Annotated in this window: 21 protein-coding genes; 6 read left to right on the plus strand and 15 right to left on the minus strand. The window is 66.0% G+C overall.

Features of this window, described 5'->3' with window-relative positions:
* Positions 1-397: 397 nt before the first annotated feature.
* Genes RZN05_RS07585 through RZN05_RS07605 form a run of 5 tightly spaced genes read right to left on the minus strand, consistent with a single transcriptional unit; the run spans position 398 to position 5,708 of the window.
* The gene (locus tag RZN05_RS07585; RefSeq protein WP_317226008.1) at positions 398-1,456 is read right to left on the minus strand and encodes a glycoside hydrolase family 130 protein; all 1,059 of its coding nucleotides are present in this window, start codon (positions 1,454-1,456) and stop codon (positions 398-400) included.
* Positions 1,457-1,469: 13 nt separating this feature from the next.
* Complete coding sequence (locus tag RZN05_RS07590) at positions 1,470-2,318, minus strand: carbohydrate ABC transporter permease (protein ID WP_317226009.1); 849 nt, start codon at positions 2,316-2,318, stop codon at positions 1,470-1,472.
* Complete coding sequence (locus RZN05_RS07595; protein ID WP_317226010.1) at positions 2,315-3,193, minus strand: carbohydrate ABC transporter permease; 879 nt, start codon at positions 3,191-3,193, stop codon at positions 2,315-2,317. The genes RZN05_RS07590 and RZN05_RS07595 overlap by 4 nt, the downstream gene beginning before the upstream one ends.
* Entirely contained in the window at positions 3,190-4,473 is a 1,284-nt protein-coding gene (locus RZN05_RS07600) for an ABC transporter substrate-binding protein (RefSeq protein WP_317226011.1), read from the minus strand. Before RZN05_RS07600 ends, RZN05_RS07595 begins: the two co-directional genes overlap by 4 nt.
* A complete protein-coding gene (locus tag RZN05_RS07605) occupies positions 4,470-5,708 on the minus strand; it encodes a hypothetical protein (RefSeq protein WP_317226012.1) in 1,239 nt (412 codons plus the stop codon). The genes RZN05_RS07600 and RZN05_RS07605 overlap by 4 nt, the downstream gene beginning before the upstream one ends.
* Before the next feature lie 222 nt (positions 5,709-5,930).
* Here RZN05_RS07605 and RZN05_RS07610 point away from each other — a divergent pair, with 222 nt between their 5' ends.
* From RZN05_RS07610 to RZN05_RS07635, 6 genes are all read left to right on the plus strand, one after another.
* Positions 5,931-7,004: a LacI family DNA-binding transcriptional regulator gene (locus RZN05_RS07610; protein WP_317226013.1), complete on the plus strand. Its 1,074-nt coding sequence runs from the start codon at positions 5,931-5,933 to the stop codon at positions 7,002-7,004.
* Positions 7,001-8,089 (plus strand): ABC transporter ATP-binding protein, encoded by a 1,089-nt coding sequence (locus RZN05_RS07615; RefSeq protein ID WP_317226014.1) that lies wholly within the window; start codon positions 7,001-7,003, stop codon positions 8,087-8,089. The genes RZN05_RS07610 and RZN05_RS07615 overlap by 4 nt, the downstream gene beginning before the upstream one ends.
* 130 nt (positions 8,090-8,219) lie before the next feature.
* Positions 8,220-10,892 carry a TonB-dependent receptor gene (locus RZN05_RS07620; RefSeq protein WP_317226015.1) on the plus strand — a complete coding sequence of 891 codons (2,673 nt, stop codon included), beginning with the start codon at positions 8,220-8,222 and terminating at the stop codon, positions 10,890-10,892.
* A 249-nt stretch (positions 10,893-11,141) separates the two neighbouring features.
* Positions 11,142-12,149, plus strand: coding sequence for an extracellular catalytic domain type 1 short-chain-length polyhydroxyalkanoate depolymerase (locus RZN05_RS07625; protein ID WP_317226016.1), 1,008 nt, complete (start codon positions 11,142-11,144; stop codon positions 12,147-12,149).
* Positions 12,146-13,003: a transglutaminase family protein gene (locus RZN05_RS07630; protein WP_317226017.1), complete on the plus strand. Its 858-nt coding sequence runs from the start codon at positions 12,146-12,148 to the stop codon at positions 13,001-13,003. Before RZN05_RS07625 ends, RZN05_RS07630 begins: the two co-directional genes overlap by 4 nt.
* 115 nt (positions 13,004-13,118) lie before the next feature.
* Positions 13,119-13,298, plus strand: a complete 180-nt coding sequence (locus RZN05_RS07635) for a hypothetical protein (RefSeq protein WP_317226018.1) — start codon at positions 13,119-13,121, stop codon at positions 13,296-13,298.
* A 79-nt stretch (positions 13,299-13,377) separates the two neighbouring features.
* On the opposite strand, the gene RZN05_RS07640 is transcribed toward RZN05_RS07635, so the two are convergent.
* The 10 genes from RZN05_RS07640 to RZN05_RS07685 all read right to left on the minus strand — a co-directional run bounded on the left by RZN05_RS07640 (position 13,378) and on the right by RZN05_RS07685 (position 22,046).
* Entirely contained in the window at positions 13,378-13,965 is a 588-nt protein-coding gene (locus tag RZN05_RS07640) for a class I SAM-dependent methyltransferase (RefSeq protein WP_317226019.1), read from the minus strand.
* Complete coding sequence (locus RZN05_RS07645) at positions 13,947-14,606, minus strand: PIG-L deacetylase family protein (RefSeq protein ID WP_317226020.1); 660 nt, start codon at positions 14,604-14,606, stop codon at positions 13,947-13,949. The genes RZN05_RS07640 and RZN05_RS07645 overlap by 19 nt, the downstream gene beginning before the upstream one ends.
* Positions 14,603-15,571, minus strand: a complete 969-nt coding sequence (locus RZN05_RS07650) for an acyl-CoA dehydrogenase (protein WP_317226021.1) — start codon at positions 15,569-15,571, stop codon at positions 14,603-14,605. Before RZN05_RS07650 ends, RZN05_RS07645 begins: the two co-directional genes overlap by 4 nt.
* Positions 15,572-15,591: 20 nt before the next feature.
* Entirely contained in the window at positions 15,592-16,593 is a 1,002-nt protein-coding gene (locus RZN05_RS07655) for a glycosyltransferase (protein ID WP_394804791.1), read from the minus strand.
* Between the two features lie 80 nt (positions 16,594-16,673).
* Positions 16,674-17,093, minus strand: coding sequence for a hypothetical protein (locus RZN05_RS07660; protein ID WP_317226023.1), 420 nt, complete (start codon positions 17,091-17,093; stop codon positions 16,674-16,676).
* On the minus strand, positions 17,090-19,177 hold the full coding sequence (locus RZN05_RS07665) for a catalase (protein WP_317226024.1): 2,088 nt from the start codon (positions 19,175-19,177) through the stop codon (positions 17,090-17,092). Before RZN05_RS07665 ends, RZN05_RS07660 begins: the two co-directional genes overlap by 4 nt.
* A 116-nt stretch (positions 19,178-19,293) precedes the next feature.
* Positions 19,294-19,449 carry a hypothetical protein gene (locus tag RZN05_RS07670; RefSeq protein WP_317226025.1) on the minus strand — a complete coding sequence of 52 codons (156 nt, stop codon included), beginning with the start codon at positions 19,447-19,449 and terminating at the stop codon, positions 19,294-19,296.
* A gap of 5 nt (positions 19,450-19,454) precedes the next feature.
* Complete coding sequence (locus RZN05_RS07675) at positions 19,455-20,240, minus strand: SDR family NAD(P)-dependent oxidoreductase (protein ID WP_317226026.1); 786 nt, start codon at positions 20,238-20,240, stop codon at positions 19,455-19,457.
* A gap of 7 nt (positions 20,241-20,247) precedes the next feature.
* Positions 20,248-21,438: a zinc-dependent alcohol dehydrogenase gene (locus tag RZN05_RS07680; protein ID WP_317226027.1), complete on the minus strand. Its 1,191-nt coding sequence runs from the start codon at positions 21,436-21,438 to the stop codon at positions 20,248-20,250.
* Positions 21,438-22,046, minus strand: a complete 609-nt coding sequence (locus RZN05_RS07685; RefSeq protein ID WP_317226028.1) for an SRPBCC family protein — start codon at positions 22,044-22,046, stop codon at positions 21,438-21,440. The genes RZN05_RS07680 and RZN05_RS07685 overlap by 1 nt, the downstream gene beginning before the upstream one ends.
* Positions 22,047-22,147: the final 101 nt, after the last annotated feature.

The raw sequence follows: 22,147 nt of genomic DNA on the forward strand, positions 1-22,147 counted from the left end.
CGGCAGCAATTAGAGGCTTTGTCGACTGGCAGTTTGTCCCGCGATCCGATCAACCGTTGTTGCACCGCTTGGGATGCCGGCCAGCTTCTGAGCAGAGAGATGAAAAACAGTCGGCTTATCAAGGATATCTCCGCCGTTTTTTCCTCGATATTGACGGAATGTTCGACGAATAGATCGGGCATCTCAACTAGATCGAGCGAATGGGGGTGCCGAGTTCTCTCTGCCGAGCTCCATCGGCAGTCGCAGTTGCCCTCGCCAGCTCCGCCCAAGTTCGGAGCATGCCCGGGTCGGGCGAGCGCCGCTTAATGTATCAACGCGATTGCGGTACGCGAAGATCGACGAACAGACACGTCCAGGCCCCGTCTTTAAGTATGTGCGCGCCGCGCCGGTGGGCGCGTCAGGCCTCCATCGCCTGCCACAGATCGGCGAGCGGGACCGTGCCCAGCGCCATAACCCGGTCGGCGGCACCGTAATAGACGCGCAACGCGTCGCCCTCGATCAGCGCGCCGCACGCGAAGACGACGTTGTCGAAGAAGCCGCTGACCTCATAGCTTTCGGCCGGCTTGGCGAGCGGCCGCGCGAGCCGCGCCTTGACGATGCGCGGGTCGTCGAGGTCGAGCAGCAGCGCGCCGAGGCTGTAGCGCTGCTCGGCATCGACGCCGTGATAGACCTGGAGCCAGCCCCTGTCCGTCTCGAGCATCTGCGCGCCGCCGCCGATCTTGTGGCTTTCCCAACGGTGCGCGGTGCAGCCGGCCAGGCGCTGGTGCGCGCCCCAATGGATGAGGTCAGGCGAGCGCGCGATCCAGATCTCGGGCGCGCCGAAATGGAGCGGCGCGGGACGATGGAGGCACCAATAGCTACCGCCGATCCGGCGCGGGAACAGGCAGACGTCGCGATTGTCCGGTGCATGGATGATCCCCAGCCGCTCGACAGAGACGAAGTCGTCAGTGACCGCGAGCGCCGTGGTGATCCCGAAGTCGGAGACTGCTGTATAATTGATGTAGCAGCGCCCCTCGATCACGGTGAGCCGCGCATCCTCGCAGCCATAGCGTTCGGTATCGTTTGCCGGGAACAGGAACGGCGTGTCGGCGACAGCGAATGTCACGCCATCGCCGCTCCGCGCGACGCGGAGGTGCGACATCGAGGTGAGATGGACGTGGCGTGGATCGGCGCGCGAGCGGACGATGCGCGGGTCGGAAAAGTCATAGTCGGGATCGTCGGCGCGGAAGCTGCGCGTGGCGCAGCGCCAGCCCGTGCCTTCCGGCTCCAGCACCGGTACGCGGACCTCGCCGGGCCCGGCCCGGGCGACGCTCTCGGCCACCCGCACCAGCATGATTGTCTCGTGGCCGAGGCGCGCGACTCCGGCGTTGAACGTGCCGTCGACTTGCCAGCCGGGCCGGCTGGGGCGGACGTCTTCGGGCGCGACGATGGGATTGCCTGGCCAGCGCTTCAGCATGTCAAAACTCTCGTTACTTGAGCGACAGGGACATGCCCTGCAGGAAATGGCGGCGGAACAGCACGAACAGCAGGACGAGCGGCAGCGTCTGGAGCACCGCGCCGGCCATCACCGGGCCGGCATAGCCGCCATATTGCTTGCTGAAGGTGGCGAGCAGCACCGACAGCGGCATCCGGTCGGTGTCGGAGATCGCGATCAACGGCCACAGGAAATTGTCCCAGGTACCTGTGAAAGTGAACAAGGCGACGATCGCGATGATCGACTTGTTGAGCGGGACGACGATCCGCATCACCGTCTGCCACAGGCTCGCGCGATCGAGCCGCGCCGCGTCGAAATACTCCTCCGGCATCGCCTTGAACGACTGCGACATCATGTAGATGCCCCAGCCCGACATCAGCGACGGCAGGATCAGCGCGCCGAGCGAATTGAGCAGCCCGAGCTCCTTGATCAGCACGAACAGCGGCAGGATGAACATCGTCGTCGGGATCACCATCTGCAGCAGCAGGAAATCGCCGAACCATTTTCGGCCGGGGAAGCGCAGCCGCGCGAGCGCGAAGGCGACGAACGCCGAGGTGATCAGCACCGACACCGTCACGGTCAGCGTGACGATGGCCGAGATCCCCAGTGCTTGGAGAAAAGGCCGGTCGAGCTTGTCGGCGGTGGCGAAGAGGAAGCGGAAATTATCGAGGGTGAAGTTCCCCGCAAACAAGCCCGTGGTGTAGATCTGCGCGGTCGGCTTCAGCGACGCGGCGACCATCCAGGCGAAGGGATAAAGCCAGGTCAGCGCGAGCGCGTAGATCCCGATCGTCGCCGCCCAGCCGCCGAGGCTGCGCGACCCGAGAAAACCCCTGATCCCAATCATGCGAGCACAACTTTCCTCTCGAACAGCCGCCGCGCGACCAGGACCAGCAGGTACGTCGCAGCCGAGACGAGAATGCTCATCATCGCCGCATGGCTCGGCTGGAGCCGGCGGAACGCGGTTTCGTAGATCATCATCTGCGGCGTCGCGGTGCTGTCGGCAGGGCCGCCACCGGTGATCAGGAACGGCTCGGTGAACAACCCGAACGACACCAGGATCGCGAAGACCAGCACCATCATCAATTGCGGGTTGATCATCGGCAGCGTGATGCGGACCAGTCGAGTAAGCGGCCCGGCACGATCGAGCCGCGCCGCATCGTAGATTTCCTTCGGCACGGTAAGCAGCCCCGAATAGAGGATCAGCCCGTAATAGCCGACGAACTTCCACGCGACGACCAGCGCGATCGCGAGCATCGCCAGCGTGGGGTGGTTGGTCCAGGGGATGCGGATGCCAAGCAAGTCGAACAGCACGGCATTGAGCGGGCCGGTCGAGCTGAAGATCTTGGTGAAGACGAGCGAGAGCGCGACTCCCGACGACACGTTCGAGAGCAGGAAGCAGAGCGCGACGAACGCCTTGCCGCGCCCGACATGCTGGAGCCCGAACGCGACGACCAGCGCGCCGCCGAACGCGATCGGCACGTACATCGCCAGGAAACGCAGCACATTCCACAGCGCCTGAAGGAATTGCGGATCCTGCACGGTCAGGACGAGGTTGCGCGTTCCGGTAAATACGGGGTCGTCGAAGAAGCGCCATTGGGTGACCGACAGCTTGGCGAGCCAGAAGAAGGGATAGGCCCAGAAGATCGCCGTGAAAACCAGATAGGTCGACGCGAGCGACAGCCCGATCCATGCCTCGCGCGAAAGCCTCGGCCGCTTCATGCCCGCACCCGGAGCATCTGGTCGGTCGCCGCAGCTGCTTCTGCGAGCGCTTCCCTGGGCGTACGCTGCCCGGTCATCAGCGGCTCGACGAGCTTGGCGGTCATGATCTTCTGGATGTCGATGGTGTGCTCCGAAAGCGCGGGGGGCTTCGCGCTCGCGACATGCTCGGCATAGGCCTGCGCGATCTGGTTGCCGCGATAATAATCGGCGAAGCGCGGGTTTTCGAGCAGGTCACCGCGCGCCGGCGACAGCCCGGTCCGCTGCAGCCAGAGCAGGTTCAATTCTTCCTCCCCGAGCACCCAGGACAAGAATTCGAACGCCTCGCGCGCGACGCGGCTGCTCTTGAAGATCACCACGCCCTTGCTGTCCGAAAAGGTCGCACCCGCCCCCTGCCCCGCCGTCTGGGAAACGATCGGCCCGGCCGCGATCCGCGCCAGCGTCTCGGGATAGATCTTGGCGAAGCGCTCGACGTCCCAGGGACCGCGCACCGCCCCGGCCGCCAGCCCCGAGACGAGCGGCTCCTCGGCATCGAAATCGAGCGCGGTCCAGCCGCGTCGGAACATCCGGTCGATGAACCCCGCCGCCTGCAGCCCCGCCGCATTGTCGTACAGCGCGTGCCCGCCTTCCAGATAAGGGGCGCCGTTCGATGCGGCATAGTAGAACGAGATGAAGTCGAACCAGCGGTCCGCCCAGCCGCGGCCCGAGATGACCTGCATCCCATAGCGCGACCGCGCGACGCCGTAGCGCTCGCAAAAGGCGTAGACTTCGTCATAGGTCCGCGGCGGCGCCGAGAAGCCATGTTTCTCGAGCAAATCGGTGCGCCACCACAGCAGGGTCGGGCTCGAATAGATCGGCAGCGCGCAGACCTGGCCGCTTTGGGTCCAGCCGGGCACGATCGCGCCCATGTCGCGCCGCGCGACCAGCTCGGCATAGCCGGGCATCGCGGCAAGGTTCTCGACTTGGCCGAGCGCGGCGAGCTGGACCGCGAAGCCGGAGAAGATATTGGTGCTGAGATCGGGCTCGGTGCCGGCGACCAGCGCCGACAGAACGGTATCTTCCGAGGCTCCTGCGGTGGGGATCGTCGTGAAGCTCACGGGCAGGCCCCGTCCCTGCCCGTTCCAGCGCGCGACGGCGATTTTCCAGAACCCTTCCTCGGCCTCGTTGGGCGCAACCCATAGACGGATCCGGTCGGTACGCTTCTCGGCACGGCGCGACGAGCAGCCGGCGAGCAGGGCCGCACCGCCCAGCGCGAGCTGGAGAACCTCGCGCCGCGCGGTCACGGCAGCGGTACACCGTCGAGTGCGCGCAACACGAACAGGCCCTCGATCGTCGATTCGGCACCCGAATCGGGATTCATCGAGCCCGGACCGTTGATCCCGTCATACACGCGACCGCTGGCGGGATCATAGACCGGTCGGCCGGCATCATTGGCGCCCGAGAGCCAGGCGCCGAGCCGGCGTGCGGTGTCACGATACCGCGCCTGGCCAGTCTGGCGATAGGCTTCGGTCGCGGCGAGCACCATCGGGCTGATCCCATAGGCGATCTGCGGGAAGCGCTGGACTTCGCTCGTCTCGATTCGACCGTCCTTCGCCCGCAGCGCGAAGCTCGAAAGCATGCCGTGCTTGAGCAGATGGGGATAGAAAAGATCGACTTCGCGGAGCGCGCTCGCAGTGAAGTCGCGCCGGTTAAGCGCGGCCCCGGCGCGCAGCAGCGCATAGGCCTGTGCGTTGCCCCAGCCGTGCCACTGGTTGCGCCAGCTCAGATGCGCGCCGTGTGGGAAGGTGCGCGCATCGCCCGCCTGCATCTGCACCAGCCCATCTCCGAGCCGTTCGACCAGCGCGCGCGTCCCCGCATCACGGGTGCGCTGATAGTGCGGTACCAAGCCGAGAATAGCTGTCGAGGCGGCGTCTCCACCTGCGCCGAAGGGCAGCCAAGTGGGGACCTGCACGCCCTCGACCGTCTCCAACCCACGCCGGTCCACCGGCAAGTCACGCTTGAGGTTTCCGACGACGCGATTCGCGGCGGCGCGTGCGCGCGCGGCTGTTTGCGACCCTTCGGGCAGACGCAGCAGTGCCGCCTCTAGTCCCCATAAGGCGCGCAGCGACCACCAGTTGAGCTCCGAAAGCGATGTCCGATACTCGCGGTTGATCCGCCCGCCGGCCCAGATGAAATTGTGAAAATAGCCGTTCTCGGCCTGCATCCGTACCACGAATCGGGTCATCAGTTCGATCTGACGCAGCCGCCTTGCGTCCGGCTGCGGTTCCGCCGCGAGCAGCACGATCGCCCGCGCGACGTCGTCGACGCAGGCATAGCCTTCGCGCGGCTCGATCGCGAAGGCGAAGTCGGGCGCAGTGCTGTAAATGTTGACCACCCCCACTCGCTCACCGCCGACATTGGCCTCGGCGAAAAGATGATCGAAATGGGCGAGCGTGATCGGCCGCGCGCTGCTGGCCGCGTCTGCGTGCGGGCTTGGCGGGACCGCGCCCTGCGGCGCGGCGCATGCGAACAATGCCAATGCGGCAAGCAGGGCCGCAGCACGCCTCCGCCGCGCCGTGCAAGGCGCCGCCGAAATATCGTGCCGCAAAGTTTCGGACGCGCTGACCATCAGGTGCGGACCCCTCCTGCCCCTGATTAACAAGTGGCTAGTTAAACGATAAACAGGCGCGGTTGTACGTGTCAAGCTGGCGGGCTAGACTCGCCGACAACGATAGCAGGCAGACGGAGAGGTAAGGAAACGGTGCGGGCGAAACGGGCCACTCTCAAATCGATCGCATCGGAGCTTGGCGTCACGCCCACCTCGGTCTCCAACGCGTACAACAACCCCGCCAAGGTCTCCAAGGAACTGCGCGAGCGGATCATCGCGCATGCCCGATCGGTCAATTATGACGGCCCCCATCCTGCGGCGCGATCGCTGCGCACAGGCCGCTGTGGCGCGATCGGCGTGCTGTTCAACGATCAGTTGAGCTACGCCTTCACCGACGCGCACGACATCACCTTCCTGCACGGGATCTCGTCGGTATGCGAGGAGGAAGGCGCGAACCTCGTGCTCATCCCGCTCAAGGACAAGCATCCCGAACAGCGTGATACGCTGACCGCGATCGTCGACGGCTATATCCTCAACGCGCCGTACAAGAGCCATCCGACGATCCGCATGGCGCTGGCGCGGGGACTGCCCACGGTGGTCGTCGATTTCGACGCGCCCGATCTCGCCAGCGTGCAGACCAACGACCGCGCGATGATGCGCGCCACAGTCGCCCATCTGCTGGCGCTGGGCCACCGCCGGATCGCCATCGTGACCTTTCCTTTCTCGGAGGATCATGGCGAGATCTTCGCACTGGATCGCGATGTCCCGGACGAGAACCATGTCGTGCGCGAACGCATCCAGGGCTGCCGTGACGCAATCGACGCGGCCGGGCTGGCCCAGGCCGAGATACTGGTTTGCGAAACGGTCAACAGCGAGGATGGCGGGCAGCGCGCGGCGGAGCGGCTGCTGCGCCGCCGGCCGGACCTCACTGCCTTGGTGTGCTTTTCCGACCGACTGGCGCGCGGCGCGATCGTGCATTGCCAGTCGCATGCGCTGTCGGTGCCGCAGCGCGTCTCGGTGACCGGCTTCGACGGGCTCGATCCGCCCGGCCGGCAACCCGAGACGCTGAGGCTCACCACCGTGCGCCAGAACGCATTCGAGAAGGGCCGCAAGGCAGCCGAGATCCTGTTGCGCGAAGGCGGCGCGGCAGGACTCAAAGTGGATATCGAGGCCGAGTTCGTGGTCGGCGACACCACCGCTGGAGCATGGGAGTTGCGTACGGAATGACGGCATTGGCGCTTGCGGGGCTTGGCAAATCCTATGACGGAGTCGAGACGATCCGCGGCATCGACCTTGAAGTCGCAGCGGGCGAATTCGTCGTGCTTGTCGGCTCTTCGGGCTGCGGCAAGTCGACCGTGCTGCGGATGATCGCGGGGCTCGAGGACGTTTCGGCCGGCACCATCCGGATCGGCGACCGCGACGTCACTTACGCCCCCGCTGCCGCGCGCGGCGTGGCGATGGTGTTCCAGTCCTACGCGCTCTATCCGCACATGACGGTGCGCGAGAATTTGAGCTTCGGACTGCGCAACATGCGCATGCCGCGCGCGCAGATCACTGCGCAGGTCGCGCACGCTGCCGATATCCTCGAACTCGGCGAGCTGCTCGACCGCTTGCCGAACCAATTGTCGGGCGGCCAGCGCCAGCGCGTGGCGATCGGCCGCGCGATCGTTCGCGATCCGACGATCTTCCTGTTCGACGAGCCGCTGTCGAACCTCGACACCGACCTTCGCGTCCGCATGCGCCACGAGCTGGCGCGGCTGCACAAGCGGCTGGGCAGCACGATGATCTACGTCACGCACGACCAGGTCGAGGCGATGACACTCGCAGACCGGCTGGTCGTGCTCGACCGCGGCCGCATCTCGCAGGTTGGCACGCCGCTTGATATCTATGAACGCCCGGACAACGTCTTTACCGCGGGCTTTATCGGCAGCCCCCGGATCAACCTGCTCGACGCGCTCGTGATCGAACGGCGCGGCGACGAAGCGCTGCTCGAAATCGCCGGCGGCATCCGCTTTGCCATGCCGTGTGGCGGCGTCCGCGCGGGCGACCGCGTTACCATTGGGTTGCGGCCCGAGCATCTTGGCACCGATCCGGACGCGGGGATTGCCTTTCCGCTGACGGTCGAGGCAGTCGAGGCACTCGGCCACTCGACCTTCATCTACGCGCACCTCGACCAGGCGGGCGAATTCCGCGCGAAGCTGGACGGACATCACGCCGTGCCGGTTCCTGGAATGCTGACGCTCTACGCCGATCCCGGACGCATCCTGCTGTTCGACGCCGCCGGCCAGGCGATCCCACCCACAACCCGCTGAAACGGCGCCGAGAGTTTGATGATTGCGCGACTTGATAGACGTTTGGTTGATCGTTAAACGTAGGTGTTCCGGTGGAAGAAATTGCCCGCGCAGACGGGCATGACCGCCGGGTCCCAGAGGAGGATGCTTCATGAAGCGCAACGCACGATTCCGCCTGATCGCCATGACCGGAATGGCGACGATCCTCGCCGCCCCCGCAGCCCTCGCCCAGGAGCGCCAGGCGGAGCGGCAGGACAGCCAGGCCGCCGACAGCACCCAGGCCGGCGAAGAGGAGATTATCGTAACCGGCCTGCGCGAGAGCCTTCGCCGCGCGGTCGATATCAAGCGCTCGGCAGACAACATCGTCGATTCGATCGTCGCCGAAGACATCGGCAAGCTCCCCGACCAGAACATCGCCGAGGCGATCCAGCGCATCCCGGGCGTGACCATCTCGCGCGACAATGGCGAGGGCCAGTTCATCACCGTCCGCGGGCTCGGTCCGGCGTTCAGCACCGCGCTCTATAACGGCCGCATCCTCGCGACCGAAAACCAGGGCCGCGAGTTCAGCTTCGATATCCTGCCCGCCGAGCTGATCAATCGCGTCGACGTCTCCAAGACGCCGACCTCGTCGCAGGTCGAAGGCGGCATCGCCTCGACCGTCGACATGTACACCGCCCGCCCCTTCGATTTCGGCAAGACCAAGCTCGTCGTCTCGGCACAGGGCAATTACGACAAGTTGCGCGGCGAGGTCTCGCCCCAGGCTTCCGGGCTGTTCAGCACCACCTTCGGCGGCGGCAATTTCGGCATCCTCGGCGCCTTCTCGTACATCGACCGCAAGATCGAGGGCCGGCGCATCTTCACCGACGGCTGGGAAGCCAATCAGAACCTCGACTTCAACCGCGACGGCACGCCCGAACTCACCGGCGTCTCGCTGCCGACCTATGTCGAATACGGCGTCAACGAGACCAACCGCAAACGCCTCTCCGGCCTGCTCACCGCGCAGGCGCGGCTGTCCGACTCGCTCGTCTTTACCGTCGATGGGCTCTATTCGAAACTCGACGTCAACGACGATAACAAGGTGTTCTTCGTCTATGGTGGGCCCGGCGACGTGCGCTCGGGAACGGTCGACGCCAACAACACGCTGACCAGCTATACCGGCATCGCTTCCGGGCCGATGTTCACCAACCAGATCCGCCCGCGCCTCGCCGAGACCTATCAGGTCGGCGGAAATCTGGAGTGGAAGGGCAACGGCCCGCTGTCCGGCTTCCTCGACTTGTCCTGGTCCAAGGCAACCGACGACACCGGCGGCAACCAGGCCTGGTTCGAAAGCAATCTCGCAGCGCCGGGCTATTCGCCCGTCGGGGTCAGCTTCAAACTGCAGAACGGGCTACCCATGTATTCCGGGCTCGGCGCCTTCGACACATCGAACGCCAAGGTCGGCTATCTGACCTACGAAGGCGTCAGTGTCGCCGACGAGATCTACCAGATCAATTCCGAGCTCAAATACGAGACGACGGGGCTGCTGCGCGCCATCACCGCCGGGTTCAACTATTCGGACCGCAAGAAGGAGCGCTTCTCCTACAAGACTCCCGATGCGTTGCAGAGCGTGTTCGGCGGCGTGCTGGTGCCGCAGAGCGTGTTCGGCGAGCCGGCCGACGCCAGCAATTTCTTCGGCATCGACATGTTCCCGAACGGCTTCCCGGCATATGCCGCGGCCGATCTCGCGGCGTATCTGCTCACCGATGCCGGGATCAACGCTTCGTCGAACCCCGCCGCGACGCGCGCCGCGCTCGCCGCCAATGGCGGCGACTTCGGCGTCGCGCTGGTGCCCAGCAACAGCGGCTCGGCACAGGAGCGCACGATCGGCGGCTTCGTCCAGGCCTCGTTTGCCGGCGATCTCGGCTCGCGCGCCTGGTCGGGCAATATCGGGCTGCGCTACACCCGCACCGACGTGACCTCGCGCGGGTTCGGGCAGGAGATCGTGAGCATCACCACGCCGCCCGGGCTCGATCCGATCGTCAACCTCTCCGCCCCCCAGGCGATCACCGAGAAGGGCAAGTATGACGAGTGGCTGCCGAGCGCGAACGTCAAGGTCGACCTGTTCAAGGACGTCGTCTTCCAGGCGGCGGTCGCCAAGACGCTGACCCGCGCGACGCTGAGCGACCTGCTGCTCATCCGCAACATCAACCCGCGACCGCGCGAGCGGGCGATCACCGACGGCAATCCCGGTCTCCAGCCGATGGTCGGGTGGAACTACGACGCCGCGCTGACCTGGTATATCGACCGCTCGAGCTTCGTGAGCGCCGCCGTCTTCCAGAAGGACCTTAAGAACCTGAGCGAGTCGGTCACCACCACCGTTCAGATCCTCGGCCTCGATTTCAGGCGTACCCGACCGGAGAATGTCGGCGACGATCGCATCCGCGGCGTCGAGTTCTCAGGCCAGTACACCTTTACCGGCCTGCCCGCGCCGCTCGATGGCCTGGGCGTGCAGGGCAACGTCAGCTTTGTCGGCGACGAGGGCAACACCTACAATTTGGTCGGCTTCTACGAGAAGGGACCACTGCAGATGCGGCTCGCCTACAATCATCGTGACGCGTACGAGCAGACCGCACGCGGCAATCGCGGCCAGCCGGTCAATGTCGCTGCGTACGGGATCTGGGACGCGAGCATCAATTTCGCGCTCAACGACCACTTCACGGTGTTCGCGCAGGGGCTCAACCTGTTCAACGAAAAGACCTTCCTCTATTCGGTCTATCAGGAGCGGGTGATCACCTACGAAAGCTACGGGCCCCGCTACGCGCTGGGCATCCGCGCCAACTTCTGATCTTCGCGCCCGAAGGGCGGCATCGGCCTGATGCCGCCCTTCGGGCGCGAACCGCTTGCAATGTCGCGCATTCTCCCCACTTATTGTGCACCGCACAAATTCGGCGCACGCGGCAGTCGTGTGCCGGTCGACGCTCCTAACTGTCCCGAAGGAGTGAAGATGCGTTCGATTTCCGACACGATCCGACGGCTTCAGCACGTAAGCAAGCCACGCGCTTTCGACTCCATCCCGGCTGCTGCATCCCGGCTGATGCCCCTGCACGGCTTCGGGACCAATCCGGGCGATCTCGACGCGTTTCTATTTGCGCCCGCGCATCTGCCGCAGAATGCCCCGCTGGTGGTGGTCCTGCACGGCTGCACCCAGACGGCGTCGGCCTATGACCAGGGGTCGGGATGGTCGGCATTGGCGGACCGGTTCGGCTTCGCGGTGCTGTTTCCCCAGCAGCGGCGCGCCAACAATCCCAATCTTTGCTTCAACTGGTTCTCGCCGGCCGACACGCGTGCCGGCGCCGGCGAGACCGAGTCGATACGCCAGATGGCCTGCACCGTGATCGAGCGCCACGCGCTCGATCCCGCTCGGGTGTTCGTCACCGGACTGTCGGCGGGCGGCGCGATGACCTCGGCAATGCTGGCGACCTGCCCCGATCTGTTCGCCGGCGGAGCGATCATCGCGGGGCTGCCGTTCGGCGTGGCGAAGAGCGTGCCCGAAGCCTTCGACCGGATGCGTGGCCACGGCTATGACAGCGCCGGGCTGAGCGCGCTCGTCCGCGACGCAGCGCCCTCCCCGGTCCGCTGGCCGAGCGTTTCCATATGGCAGGGTACCGCCGATACGACGGTCGCCCCCGCCAATGCGGCGATGCTCGTCGAACAGTGGCGCGCTATCCACGGCGTCGATCTTCCGGATCAGAGCCAGTCGGGCGACCGCCACCGCTATCGGGGCTGGCACGATAGCACGGGCCGGCTGGTGCTCGAGGAATATCTGATCCCTGGCCTTGGCCATGGTACGCCGATCACCAGCGCGGGGCCGGAGGCCTTTGGCGTGCCGGCTCCCTATATGCTGGAGGCGGGTATCTCCTCGACCTATCGGATCGCCGCGTCCTGGGAGATCGTTCCCGCCGTCGCGCCGGCGCGACCCGAATCGGCAGCGAGCGACGCGACGCCGGCCGCGGCGCCGGCCCGCCATGGCGAAGCGCACGGCTTCGATCCCGGGCGGTCGATCAACGCGGCGTTGCGGGCCGCCGGCCTCCTCCGGCCGTGAGGCTGCGCATCCGTCACGAGACGATCTATCGCTACGCACGGCCGGTCCTGTTCCTCGAGCATCGGCTGCTGCTTTCGCCAAGGCCGCGCCATGACATCACGGTGCTGTCGACGCGACTTTCGATCGCGCCGGGGGCGATGCTCGACTGGCGCGAAGATGTGCTCGACAATCTGGTGGCGACCGCGACGTTCGATGCGGCGGCGGCGTCGCTTTCGATCCTGGCCGAACATGAAGTCGAGCATCGCGCAGCAGCCTATCCCCTCTTCCGGATCGCGCCCGCCGCGCATCGCTATCCCTTTTCCTATTCCCCCGAGGACGAGGCGCTGCTTGCGCCGGGGCTGATGGCCCCCGGCCAGCAGACGGGAGATCCCGTCGAGGCATGGACGGATAGCTTTCTCGCGACGGCGCCGCGCGACACGCTGCAATTGCTCAACGCGCTCAACGCGGCGATCGGCGGCGCGATCGCCTATCGGGTCCGCGAAGAGGAAGGCACGCAATCGCCATCGCGGACATTGGCGCTGGCGAGTGGCTCATGCCGCGACATCGCGGCGCTGTTCGTGGCGGTCGCGCGCCGTCTTGGCTTCGCCGTACGGGCGGTCTCGGGCTATCTGTTCGATCCCGGCATGGCCGCAGGCGACGTCGGCGCAACGCATGCCTGGGCCGAGATATTCCTGCCAGAGGCCGGGTGGGTCGCCTTCGATCCAACCCAGCAACGCATCGGATCCGCGGGGCTCGTCGCCACTGCCTGTGGGGTCGACAGTGCTTCCATCGTGCCGATCATCGGGGGCTTTCTCGGCGATCGATCCGACTTTCTCGAGATGCACGCGGACGTGACGGTGGTGCGCTGCCCATAGCCCGGCCGATCGCATCGGGATCAGGAAGCAAATCGACGGCACGGCACGGAACGGCCGCGCGTCCCCTTGGTTGGTACAGCAGGACAATCAAGTTCTTGAAATCCAGGAGAGTCTCATGAGCATCGAGGGCAAGATCAAGGAAGCTGCCGGCTTCGTGAAGGAAGAAGCCTTCGAGCACGGCAAATCACCCGAAAGCCAGCAAAAGGCGCAAGAAGGCCGTGATTTGCGCAACGAGGGCCGGATCGAGGACGGCAAGCCGCCCAAGACGACGACGCCGGGCACCGGCGCCGAATAAGCGATCTGCAACACGAGAAAGCGCCGCCCATCGGGCGGCGTTTTTGCGTGTGTATCGGCCCCGGTAGCGTGGAAGAAAGCTATGGGCCCGCAGGCGCCTTCGCCAAGCCCTGGACGATCCATCGGCCGGTCCTGACTTCGGACAGAACATGCCAGCGCGCGCCGGTATCGCGCAGGAAGTCGGCATGGATGCCGGCAGCATGCTGCACGAAATCATGAAAATCGATGCGGTGGTGGGCCAGCACCAGCCGCCCGCCGACAGGCAAGGCGCGGGACACGCGCCTGGCGGTCTCTGCCATGACCCGCGCGGTCAGGTAATAGAGTACTTCGGCCACGATGATCGCATCGTAGCGCGGGCTCGGGAAGGGATCCGGAAGCGCAAGGCGCAACGCGCGCGCGCCGGGACAATCTGCGATCGCCTTGGCAACCAGCGCCGTCCCCTCCGCCGTCCCTTCCGTGGCATCGAGGCGCAACGTGCGGCGCGCGAGCGTGGCGCTGTTCGAGCCGTTGCCGGCCGCAAGCTCGAGGATGCGGCCTCGCTTGCCGGAACCGAGCGCGTGCAGGATCGCTTGCCGCTTGTGCGCCTCGTCTCGGTCGGAGAATGTGAACCAGGGATCGGGATCGGCGGCGAACTTCGCCTCGAACCCGTCTAGCGTGATCGGCCGCATGGCCGCTCCTCCCTGAAAAGCTCGGCCGGGCGCGAGAAGGCGCGCAATTCCTGTGGCGCGATCTGAAAACCACTCGGATCGTCCGCGATCCAGCCCATCTGGGTGCGATATCGCCGGATCGCGGCACGCTTCATCGCCCGGCCCTCGCGCAGAAACAGCGAATGGCCCTGCATCTTGTCGCCCCAGACGAGATAGGAAAGGCGGCGCACGCCGGGCAGCAAGGCATGCGCCAGCCCGTCTGCTGTTGCCCGATGATCGGGGTGCGCGTCGGCCCGCGTCGGGGCGATCACCAACTGCAGGCCGGCTATGCGGCGCGCGGCGCGCGCGATCGCGCGAAAATGAGCGGATACTTCGCCTAGCCCACCATCGGGCAGGCCGAGGAAGCGGATCTTCCCCGCCGGCACTCCCAATCCGCGCATCGCACGCCGGGTCTCGCGCCGCCGCTCGGCAACCAGCCGGGCACGGGGCCAGCCGGGGCTCGACGGGTGAGAGACCGCACCGTCGGTCACCACCACGACCCGTACTTCGCGTCCGCGCTGCCGTAGCAGACGGATCAGGCCATAGGCGCCGATGGTCTCGTCATCGGCGTGCGGCGCGACGACCAGCGTGACCGCCGGATTGCCGATCCGTAGCGGGCTCAAAGCTTCGGCCCGAGATCGCCCGCGGCAGCGGCGGCACCCACCTTTGCGCGCTGAGCGTCCGGCGCGGGCTGGCGAAGATAGACCATCAGATCGGTGAGCGTAGCCGATAGCGGATGCGCATGGAACAGTCCCGGCAGGCCGACGGCTTCCTGGGCGAGCAGGATCGCGCGCTGCGCCAGGTCCGCCACCTGCAGCCGGGCCGCCGCAACGCGCGGCAGGCGGGTGGCATCGGGCTCGTCGAACCAGGCCGTGGCCGTCGCGCGCACGGCGGATGCCGCAAGATCCGCAAGGCCGAACAGATCGGCGAGCCGGGCGCGCTGATGCGGATCCCCCGCGCGGCTGGCGGCATTCAAATGGTCGCGCACCTGATCGAACAGCGCCGCGACCCCCCCGGCATGGACGGCGACGAAGCGCAGCGCTCCTCCACTGAACCAGGGTTCGCGGATATAGTCCTGGGGAGCGCCGATCCGCGCCGCCGCATCGACCGGCGCTCCGTCCCAGCGCACGATATGCGTCTGCGACCGTGCCATGCCGATCACGTCCCACCACTCCGCATCGATCGTGGGCGGTACTAGGGCGAGGTCGAGCAGCAGCAATTGCGGCCCCGCATCGGTATCGGCGGTCACCAACGCGTGCGACAGGATGCCGGCGCCCGACGCGTAGCTCTTGCCGCCAAACAGTCGGTCTTCGGCCAGTCGCAGTGGCTCGCCCGGCAACCCCGCGTTCCACACCCCGAAAGTCGCGCCCCGCCGGGCGGCGGCGACGGCGGCATCGGCGAGGTCCGGCGCGGCGTAGCGGGTGATGATCTGCAACGCATCGACATGGCCTTCGAACAGCCGGCCCAGCGGCAAATCTCGGCGACCGAGCGCATACAGCAGCTCCAGCAATTGCTGGAGTGCGGCGGCGTCGGACGGATCCGCGAAAGATACCAACTCCGCCTGCGCTTGCGTGATGGCCGATGACATGGCGCGTGCAGGCGTCCCGCTCATGCCGCGCATGGATGTCCAATGGGTTCGAGCTGCTTGAGTGCACGCTCCGCGGCGGGAAGCGACAGTTTGCGGTCCGGGCCAGGCGGCGACGGCACCACATGGGTGACGAATGCCTCCGCATTCCGCGCATGCCGGGCGACACGACGGATGTGATCCATGTCGACGTTCAGCTGGATGGCAAGCTCTCGCAGTGCATCCGGATTTTCAAGCGCGCCATAGTGGGTGCGTGCGAGCGCGTGCCCGCGATATTGCCATGCGGCCTGGCACGGATCCGAGACGAGGATCTGGTCCGCGTCAGGCGCGAGCGCGCGCAGATGCTCCGCGAAACCGCGCAGCGCGCGCCCCTCGCGCCGCGTGGAGGTGCGCACCAGCACGTCGCGATCGCGCCGCACGCGCAATCCCGCGCGATGGGCCGCATCGACGATCGCAGCGTCCTCGGCATTGGGAACCGGATCGAAGCCCCCCAGCGCGGCGTAGGCCTCGGCACGGAAGGCCAGGCTCGCTCCGCCGACATGATGGTGCGCCGGGCGCGCCTCCCAATCCACCGGGTCGTGCGCCCGGCGAAGCGCGTGAAGCCGATCGAAATAGTCCTCGAGCCGGGTCTGTACGGGTTGATCGCCCGGGCTTTCCCGAAGGATCCGGCCAGCAACGACATCGCATAAAGCGAGCGCCTGGCACGTCTTGCCGATCCAGTCGCCCGCCGGCCGGGTGTCCGCATCGGTCGTCAGCAGCGCCGCCCGACGCATATCGCCCAGGACACGTTGTCCAAGCGCCATCGCTCGGCCGCGGGCGATGCCAGCGTTCGAGGCACCTCGGTCGGGCACCGCTTCGATAACGACGCTGTTTGCCGAACGGCGCGCGAAATCGGTGAGGATATCGGCACTGCGGTCGGTACAGCCGTCCAGCAGGAAGCAGAATGCCACGTCCAGGCCGCTTTCCACATCGAGCCGAGCGAGGGCGTCGAGGGTGACGGGCAGCTCGGCTTCCTCGTTGCGCACCGGAATGCACACGGCAACTGCGGCCGGTCTCCACCCCGCGCCGAGCCGAGGCGGGAGGCCGGCCTGCATCGCCGCCGGCCTCATCCGCGCGCGGCCAGCCGGCGGGCGTTCGACATGGCCTTGGCGTGGAGAGGCGCCCACCATGCACGCGACGATGCGATCGAGCGCTCCCAGCCGTCGAGCATGCTCATCGCACCCCGCGGCGCGCCGTTCGCGCCTCGGGCGGGCGTCGTCCACACACGCGCCGCCGCGGTGCCCGCCTTATCGAACGCGGCGGTCTTTTCCCGGATCAACCCGCCGAATTCGGCATGCGGCATACGCCCGGCACCGCGCAGACCGGCGTCGAGCATCTGCATGCGTGCGCCGATCACCGCCTGCGACGCCACCAACGTTTCGGCCAGCTCCATCGACAGGTGCCACAGATCGAGGCCGCCGCGCATCAGCCTGCCCCAATCCTCGATACCTGCAGTGACGAGACCGGCGGGCGTGCCGTGCGTCATGCGAGTTGCCGCACGCCGGGTTCGCGGTCCCAGAAACGCTGCGCGGCGGCGTCTACGAACGCCTTGTCGATACCCACCACGCCGGCATCGGGCACTACCCCGGCCTTGTCGAGCAACGGCTGCGCTTCGGGCGTGTGCCCGATCGCCTTGAGGTGACCGAACGCATCCATGACGAACTGGACCGCCGCGCCTTCGTTGAGCAGCGCTGCCGTGCCTTCCTTAGACAGGATCACCGCCACGGCATCGGCAAGCACCGATGGGTAGCCTGCGAGCTGGGCATCGGCCTTGAGCAGCGTGCCGTCCGAAAGCGTCGCACCACCGACCTTGGGTGCGACGATCACCGCGCGTGCGCCGCCGCCGGTGATCGCCTCGGTCAGCGTGGCGACCGCACCGGCGTCCGAACCGTCGGCGACGAGCACTGCGATCGAGCGCCCGGCAATGTCCTGCGGCGCGAGCGGCCCCTCGACGATCCGCAACGCGGGTGACAGGTCGAAGTCCTGCACCGGCACGGCCGGCTTCGAGCCCTTGGGCACGGGCATGCCGATGCCGTCGGCGACACGCGTTGCCAGTTCGACATCGACATTGACGAGGTTCGCCACCACCCGTTCGCGAACATGTTCAAGCCCGACCTTGGACAGCTCGAACACCAGCGCCGAGGCCAGATGCGCCTGTTCGGGCGCGGCCAGCGAGCGGAAGAACATCCGCGCCTGGCTGTAGTGATCGGCGAAGCTCGCCGGGCGGATGCGCAGCTTGTCGCCCTGCTCGCCCTCGTCGCTACGCCCGGAGACGGTCTGGAACCCTTGCACCGGGCATTCGCGCGGGCCCCCGCCCTCGGGATCGCGATCGCTCTCGTTGAGGCTGTTGGGCTCGTAGTTGGCGCGTCCCTTGGGCACCGCCATCTGCATATGCCCGTCGCGCTGGAAGTTCATCACAGGGCATTTCGGTGCATTGATCGGCAACTGGTGGAAATTGGTCGAGCCCAGCCGCTTGAGCTGGGTATCGAGATAGGAGAACAGCCGCCCCTGGAGCAGCGGATCGTTGGAGAAGTCGATCCCCGGCACGATGTTCGCCGGGCAATAGGCGACCTGCTCGGTCTCGGCGAAGAAATTGTCCGGATAGCGATCGAGCACCATCCGGCCGATCGGGCGGACAGGGAGAACCTCCTCGGGAATGATCTTGGTCGGATCGAGCACGTCATAGGGCAGGCTGTCGGCAAACGCCTGGTCAAATGCCTGGATGCCCAGTTCCCATTCGGGAAAATCGCCGCGGGCGATCGCCTCGAACAGGTCGCGGCGATGGAAATCGGGATCGGCGCCGGCGATCTTGACCGCTTCGTCCCAGCAGGTGGATTGCACGCCCTGCTTGGGCTTCCAGTGGAACTTGACGAAGGTCGCCTTGCCCTTGGCGTTGACCATCTGGAAGGTGTGGATGCCGAAGCCCTGCATCGTGCGCAGCGAACGCGGGATTGTGCGGTCCGACATCGCCCACATGATCATATGGGTCGATTCGGGCATCAGCGACACGAAATCCCAGAAGGTGTCGTGCGCCGAGGCCGCCTGCGGATAGCCGCTCTGGGCTTCCATCTTCACCGAATGGATCAGGTCGGGAAACTTGATCGCGTCCTGGATGAAGAACACCGGGATGTTGTTCCCGACCAGATCCCAATTGCCTTGCTGGGTGTAGAACTTGACCGCAAAGCCGCGCACGTCGCGCGGCGTATCGACCGAGCCGGCACCGCCCGCCACGGTCGAGAAGCGCGTGAACACCGGGGTCCGCTTGCCCTTCTCGCTGAACAGGTCGGCGCGGGTGAGGTCCGAGAGGTCCTCATAAGCTTCGAAAAAGCCGTGCGCAGCCGAACCGCGCGCGTGGACGATCCGCTCGGGGATGCGCTCGTGATCGAAGTGGAAGATCTTCTCGCGCAGCATGAAGTCTTCAAGCAGGACGGGACCGCGCACGCCGGCCTTGAGCTGGTTTTGGTTGTCCGAAACCGGAATGCCCTGATTAGTGGTCAGGATATCGGTTTCATCGTCCGCGTGCTGATGGACTTCGCCACCGTTTCCGGTCGATTTGTCGCGGGTCGCCATTTCTTGTTCCGATCGCTTTGTTTCGGTACGTTAACGGCTCCCGAGCACCGAAGGTCCGCGAAGAACGGCAGACTTGCTGTGGATCAGTACGATTTCTCAGGGCTTGCCCCGATTGCTCAGCGATCCGGCCGGTCCAGCGGATAATCCTCCGGATCGACCGTGTCGACCGAGGGTCGATCCTCCACCTTTTCGGGTTTCTGGCCGCCGGGCGTCGTCGAGTCCGGGTCGCGCGGCTTTTCGGCAGGGACCCCGCCTTCCTGCAGGTCACCCATCACACTCACTCCGTGCCCGAGCCGGGTTCGGCCATACCGCGATGCATCTGCGCGAGGACGGCCTGCGGCACGACACCCGACGCGGCGACCTGAAGCTTGTTGCTCCACCCGGAGACGATATGGCCCTTGCCGGCAAACAGCGCGTCCCAGCCGTCCTTGGCCACCTTGGCAGGATCAGCCTTATTGTCGTCCTGGCCGACCGACGTGTCGAGCATGTCGGCACGCGCGAAGAACTCGGTGTCGGTCGCGCCGGGCATCAGGGTGGTGAGCGTGACGCCCTCCACATCCTTGAGCTCGTTGCGCAACGCCTCGGTGAAATTGTCCACGAACGCCTTGGTGGCGTTGTAGATGGCGTTGGAGCTGCCCGGAATGTAGCCGGCGATCGAGCCGGTCACGAGCACCTTGCCGGCGCCGCGCGCGACCATCTCGCCCAGCACCTTCTGGAGCAGATAGACCGTGCCGGTGACGTTGGTGTCGATCGAATGCCGCCAGCTCGCGACCGCCTGTTCCAGGAACGGGCCGCCGGTGCCGATGCCGGCATTGGCCATCAGCACATCGACCGTGCGGCCGCGCGCGGCGGCGAGCAGAGTATCGACGCCATCGATCGTCGAGAGATCCGCTTGAACCGATTCCACTTGGGTGCCGAACTGCTTGAAGTCATCCGCCGCGGCATCGATCAATGCCTCGTCGGCGACGACGATCAGGTCGTAGCCGTCCTTGGCCGCCAGCGTGGCGAGTTCGAAGCCGATGCCGGTCGAGGCGCCGGTGACGATTGCGAGCTTGTTTGCCATGTCGTTATTACTCCGCCGCCAGTGCCAGGCCGGGTTTGAGCACCACCTTGGTCACTTCGTTCTGATTGTCGTGGAACATCTTGTAGCCCTTGGGCGCCTCCTCGAGCGGAAGCGTGTGGCTGATCAGGAAGGTCGTATCGATCTTGCCTTCCAGGATCGCGTTGAGCAGCGCGGGCATGTAATGCTGGACGTGCGTCTGCCCGGTCTTAAGCGTCAGCCCCTTCTCCATGAAGGCGCCCAGCGGGAACTTGTCGACGAAGCCGCCATAGACCGCCGGCATCGATACCCGGCCACCCTTGCGGCAGGCGAGGATCGCCTGGCGGATCGAGTGAATGCGATCGGTGCCCAGAAAGGTCGACGCCTTGATCTGGTCGATGACGTTGTCGACGAACATGCCGTGCGCCTCGAGCCCGACCGCGTCGATCACGGCGTCGGGGCCGATCCCGCCGGTCATCGCCATCAGCGCCTCATAGGTTGCGCTTTCCTCGAAGTTGATCGTCTCGGCGCCGAACTTCCTGGCCAGTTCGAGCCGGCGCGGGAAGTGATCGATCGCGATCACGCGCTCGGCGCCCATCAGGAATGCCGATTGCACCGCGAACAGCCCGACCGGGCCGCAGCCCCATACTGCCACCGTGTCGCCAGGTTCGATCCCGGCATTCTCCGCCGCCATCCAGCCGGTCGGCAGGATGTCGGAAAGAAAAAGCACTTTCTCGTCCTCGATCCCGTCGGGGATCACCAGCGGCCCGACATCGCTGAACGGCACGCGGACATATTCCGCCTGGCCGCCGGCATAGCCGCCGGTCAAATGGCTGTAGCCGAACAATCCCGACATCGGCTGGCCGTAGAGCTCCTGGCCGATATCCTGGTTGTCCGCAGGCAGCCCGTTATCGCAGGCCGAGTATTGATGCTTGCCGCAATGGAAGCAGCTGCCGCACGCGATCGTGAACGGGATGACAACGCGCTGCCCCTTCTTGAGCGTCGACTTGGGGCCAATCTCGACCACCTCCCCCATGAATTCATGACCGAGGATGTCGCCCGACTGCATCGTCGGGATATAGCCGTCATAGAGATGGAGGTCGGAGCCGCAGATCGCAGTTGCGGTGACCTTGATGATCGCGTCGCGCGGGTTGAGGATTTCGGGATCGTCGACGTTGTCGACGCGGACGTCGTGCTTCCCGTGCCAGGCGAGTGCGCGCATCAGTTCTTCTCCTCGTCGAGCTGCGCACGGGTGCGCGCGCTCGTGGCGATCTCGCCGGTTTCCATTAGTTGCTTGAAGCGGCGAAGGTCGCGCCGCGCCTGGATCGCCGGCTCGCGCTGGAACATCTTGGCGATCAGCTTGCCGATCGTGCCCCCCGGCGGATCATAGAGGATCGTCGCAGTGACGATCGTGCCGCGGCCGCCCTGCGCATCGCGAAAGTCAATCCGGCCGCTATTGGGGACGTCGGCGCCCTCCTCGGAACGCCAGGCGATATATTCGCCGTCCTTCTCCTCGGTGATCGTCGCATCCCATTCGACGGTCTTTCCTGCCGGCGCCTTGACCACCCAATGCGAACGCTTGGCGTCGAGCACATCGACGCGTTCGACATTGTCCATGAAACTCGCGAGGTTGGCGAAGTCGCGCCAATAGGCGAACAGCTCGGCGCGAGGGCGATTGATCGTCACGGTGCGGCCGACCAGCGTGTCGGCATTGCCCTGGCCAGGCTTGTCGATCAGCGCCTCGGTAGCTGCATCGACCGCCGCGGAACGATGCTTCGAAGTGCTCAGCGGCGCGTCGTCGGCGCGCGTCGAGTCGATCGTGTCGGCCATCGGCTGGATCCTCATTTTCGGGTTTCCAGCTGAACGATGCGCGATGACGCCTGTTCCGGTTCTGTCGGCGTTCGGAAAAGAAAAAGGACAAATCTTGAAAC

The sequence above is a fragment of the Sphingomonas sp. HF-S4 genome, from assembly GCF_032911445.1.
Classification (GTDB): Bacteria; Pseudomonadota; Alphaproteobacteria; order Sphingomonadales; family Sphingomonadaceae; genus Sphingomonas; species Sphingomonas agrestis.

Bases quoted from the DNA above. Each gene is read 5' to 3' on its own strand.
- RZN05_RS07585 (WP_317226008.1), bottom strand. From the start codon at position 1,456: ATGCTGAAGCGCTGGCCAGGCAATCCCATCGTCGCGCCCGAAGACGTC.
- RZN05_RS07590 (WP_317226009.1), bottom strand. From the start codon at position 2,318: ATGATTGGGATCAGGGGTTTTCTCGGGTCGCGCAGCCTCGGCGGCTGG.
- RZN05_RS07595 (WP_317226010.1), bottom strand. From the start codon at position 3,193: ATGAAGCGGCCGAGGCTTTCGCGCGAGGCATGGATCGGGCTGTCGCTC.
- RZN05_RS07615 (WP_317226014.1), top strand. From the start codon at position 7,001: ATGACGGCATTGGCGCTTGCGGGGCTTGGCAAATCCTATGACGGAGTC.
- RZN05_RS07620 (WP_317226015.1), top strand. From the start codon at position 8,220: ATGAAGCGCAACGCACGATTCCGCCTGATCGCCATGACCGGAATGGCG.
- RZN05_RS07625 (WP_317226016.1), top strand. From the start codon at position 11,142: ATGCCCCTGCACGGCTTCGGGACCAATCCGGGCGATCTCGACGCGTTT.
- RZN05_RS07635 (WP_317226018.1), top strand. From the start codon at position 13,119: ATGAGCATCGAGGGCAAGATCAAGGAAGCTGCCGGCTTCGTGAAGGAA.
- RZN05_RS07640 (WP_317226019.1), bottom strand. From the start codon at position 13,965: ATGCGGCCGATCACGCTAGACGGGTTCGAGGCGAAGTTCGCCGCCGAT.
- RZN05_RS07650 (WP_317226021.1), bottom strand. From the start codon at position 15,571: ATGTCATCGGCCATCACGCAAGCGCAGGCGGAGTTGGTATCTTTCGCG.
- RZN05_RS07660 (WP_317226023.1), bottom strand. From the start codon at position 17,093: ATGACGCACGGCACGCCCGCCGGTCTCGTCACTGCAGGTATCGAGGAT.
- RZN05_RS07665 (WP_317226024.1), bottom strand. From the start codon at position 19,177: ATGGCGACCCGCGACAAATCGACCGGAAACGGTGGCGAAGTCCATCAG.
- RZN05_RS07670 (WP_317226025.1), bottom strand. From the start codon at position 19,449: ATGGGTGACCTGCAGGAAGGCGGGGTCCCTGCCGAAAAGCCGCGCGAC.
- RZN05_RS07675 (WP_317226026.1), bottom strand. From the start codon at position 20,240: ATGGCAAACAAGCTCGCAATCGTCACCGGCGCCTCGACCGGCATCGGC.
- RZN05_RS07680 (WP_317226027.1), bottom strand. From the start codon at position 21,438: ATGCGCGCACTCGCCTGGCACGGGAAGCACGACGTCCGCGTCGACAAC.
- RZN05_RS07685 (WP_317226028.1), bottom strand. From the start codon at position 22,046: ATGGCCGACACGATCGACTCGACGCGCGCCGACGACGCGCCGCTGAGC.